The sequence below is a fragment of the Stenotrophomonas sp. Ste86 genome (assembly GCF_024519465.1).
Classification (GTDB): domain Bacteria; phylum Pseudomonadota; class Gammaproteobacteria; order Xanthomonadales; family Xanthomonadaceae; genus Stenotrophomonas.
Genome location: NZ_JALJRW010000055.1, coordinates 1 through 208, shown reverse-complemented (window position 1 = coordinate 208; position 208 = coordinate 1). Strand labels below are relative to the sequence as shown.

The 208-nt window shown below is 63.5% G+C and carries 1 protein-coding gene; it reads right to left on the bottom strand.

Annotated features, from left to right (window positions below; translation table 11 throughout):
* Positions 1-208, bottom strand: a 208-nt coding sequence (locus NR101_RS18990; protein WP_256777639.1) for a hypothetical protein, incomplete at both ends; no start/stop codon positions are given.

The following is a 208-nucleotide window of genomic DNA, read 5'->3' as shown; positions in this document are numbered from 1 at the left end:
TCACGGACGGGATCGATCACCACCCGCGGGGTGCCCAGGTGGTCCGGCTGCACGTAGGCCACTTCCGGCACGCCAGCACTCGGTGCATTGATCAGCGCAACCGGATAGTTGTTCAACCAGATAGCCTGCTGCAGCGGCTGACCCGTCGCACCGTAGTTGCCGATCCATTGCCCCGCTTCGTCATACACCGTGATCTGTGCGTCAGCCG